Origin of the sequence: uncultured Limnohabitans sp. (assembly GCF_937889215.1) — a bacterium.
In the GTDB taxonomy this organism is placed as follows: domain Bacteria; phylum Pseudomonadota; class Gammaproteobacteria; order Burkholderiales; family Burkholderiaceae_C; genus Limnohabitans_A.
In genome coordinates this window covers 1-2,443 of record NZ_CALBEX010000220.1, presented here as the reverse complement: position 1 = coordinate 2,443, position 2,443 = coordinate 1, and the positions used below count along the sequence as shown (strand labels likewise).

3 protein-coding genes are annotated in these 2,443 nt (G+C 61.1%); 2 read left to right on the top strand and 1 reads right to left on the bottom strand.

Annotated features, from left to right (window positions below; translation table 11 throughout):
- Positions 1-779 (bottom strand): methionine adenosyltransferase (gene metK, locus Q0341_RS05600; RefSeq protein ID WP_299511107.1); only part of this gene is annotated, 779 nt, incomplete at its 3' end.
- Positions 780-958: 179 nt separating this feature from the next.
- On the opposite strand from metK, the gene Q0341_RS05595 reads away from it, so the two are divergent.
- Both Q0341_RS05595 and Q0341_RS05590 read left to right on the top strand, forming a co-directional pair.
- Positions 959-1,180: a SlyX family protein gene (locus tag Q0341_RS05595; RefSeq protein ID WP_299511105.1), complete on the top strand. Its 222-nt coding sequence runs from the start codon at positions 959-961 to the stop codon at positions 1,178-1,180.
- Positions 1,181-1,192: 12 nt separating this feature from the next.
- Positions 1,193-2,257, top strand: coding sequence for an RNA methyltransferase (locus Q0341_RS05590; protein WP_299511104.1), 1,065 nt, complete (start codon positions 1,193-1,195; stop codon positions 2,255-2,257).
- Positions 2,258-2,443 lie beyond the last annotated feature (186 nt).

The following is a 2,443-nucleotide window of genomic DNA, read 5'->3' as shown; positions in this document are numbered from 1 at the left end:
TAGGTGTCCACGATGATCTTGCGGCCAGTCAAACCGCAATCGCCCTGGGGGCCGCCGATGACGAAACGGCCGGTAGGGTTGATCAAGTATTTGGTGTCTTGCAGCCACTCTTTGGGCAGCACAGGCTTGATGATCTCTTCGATGATGGCTTCGGTGAAGCTGGCCTTCATCTTGGTCGATGTTTCGGACTGGTCAGGGCTGTGCTGGGTCGACAGCACCACGGTGTCGATGCTGTGGGGCTTGCCGTCCACGTAGCGCATGGTCACCTGGCTCTTGGCATCAGGGCGCAAGAAAGGCAGGCGGCCGTCTTTGCGAAGCTGGGCTTGGCGCTCCACCAAACGGTGGGCGTAATAGATGGGGGCCGGCATCAGCTCAGGTGTTTCGCTGCAGGCGTAGCCGAACATCAGGCCTTGGTCGCCCGCGCCGATGTTGAGGTGGTCGTCCGACGCGTGGTCCACGCCTTGGGCGATGTCATTCGATTGCTTGTCGTAGCAAACCATCACGGCGCAGCCTTTGTAGTCGATGCCGTAGTCGGTGTTGTCGTAGCCGATGCGTTTGATGGTGTCGCGGGCGACTTGGATGTAGTCGACGTGCGCGTTGGTGGTGATCTCGCCGGCCAACACGACCAAGCCGGTGTTGGTCAGGGTTTCGGCAGCCACGCGGCTGCGGGGGTCTTGCTCGAAGATGGCGTCGAGGATCGCGTCCGAGATTTGGTCGGCGACTTTGTCGGGATGGCCTTCAGAAACGGATTCCGAGGTGAAGAGGAAATTGCTGGACATGAAAAAAGCTCCTAAAGTTTCAGGGGTTTGTCGGCGTTGCCGACCCTGATAACCCGGAGCCTGGCGAACGCTTTAGCAGGATTTATGAATCGCCCTGCAAGTAGTTCAGATAACTCGGCGATGGGGGAATTATAAAAGATGTCCCAAACCCCTGCTCGAAATCATGTCCAATACAGCCCATGGACATTCCCACCCCGATTGAAAACCGCCTGGTTGACTTGGAAATCAAGGCTGGTTTTACCGAAGACCTGCTTGACCAACTCAATGCGCAGGTGTACCGCCAGCAGCAGCAAATCGACGCGCTTCTTCAGGAGCTGCGTCAAATGCGCGATCGCTTGCCCGAATCGGGCGGTGGTGCGGAGATGCGCAACTTGCGTGATGAAATTCCGCCACATTACTGAGGTGGAGGCCTGATGCGCAGCATTCAGGACATCCGCGACCACTTGCGCGCCCTGGGCGCCAATACCTTGCATGAGCAGCGTGTGCTTCGCCTGTGGGCGCAGGCCAAGCCGCAGGACAGTGGGCGCAGGCCGCTGGAAAGCTTCATGCCCACGGCGGTGCGTGAGGCTTTGCCTGGGCTCAGCACTGCGCTTGCAGGTCTGGCCACGCTGCGCGAGCAGCACCCGGGGCAAGACGGCTCGGCCCGTTTGCTGGTGGGCCTGCAAGACGGCCTGACGGTGGAAAGCGTTCTGTTACCGCGCGACGGTCTGTGCGTTTCAAGCCAGGTGGGCTGCGCGGTGGGCTGTGTGTTTTGCATGACCGGGCGTGAGGGCCTGATCCGGCAAGTAGGCAGCGCCGAGATCGTGGCGCAAGTGGCGCTGGCCCGAACGCTCAGGCCGGTCAAAAAAGTGGTGTTCATGGGCATGGGCGAGCCCGCGCACAACCTGGACGCGGTGATGGAGGCCATCGACCTGCTGGGCACGGTGGGCAACATCGGGCACAAAAATTTGGTGTTCTCTACCGTGGGCGATGCGCGGGTGTTCGAGCGTTTGCCACAAGGCCGCGTCAAGCCTGCTTTGGCCTTGTCGCTGCACACCACCCGGGCCGATTTGCGTGCGCAGTTGCTGCCGCGAGCCCCGCGCTTTGACCCGCAAGACCTGGTGGAGGCGGGCGAGGCCTATGCCCGCGCCACCGGCTACCCGATCCAGTACCAATGGACTTTGATCGACGGTGTGAACGACAGCGACGAAGAAATCGACGGCATCGTGCGCTTGCTCCAAGGCAAATACGCGTTGATGAACATGATCCTCTACAACGCGGTGCCTGACTTGCCTTACGCCAGGCCGAGCTGGGAGAAGGCGGCGGCGATTGCACGCACGCTGCACCAGCGCGGGGTGTTGACCAAGCTGCGTCAGTCAGCGGGTCAGGATGTGGACGGGGGCTGTGGTCAGCTCAGGGCGCGCGATGTGCAGCGGGTGCAACCCGTGAAACTTTTCTTATCCGGGTCGACGCCCCCAAAAACACATCTCTCCCCGTAGGTCGGCACCTTCAGGTCCGACGTTTGTCCGCCGCGGCTGAGGCTGCAAGTTGGGGCTGAAGCCGGCCTGCAAAAACCTCAGCGACTGCACATGCCCGCTCAACGCCCCGGCAGCTTGAGCAAGCCGCTGGACAACGATGTCCCCAGCAAAATGACCGCGCCACACAGCAGCATCCAGGCTGTGACG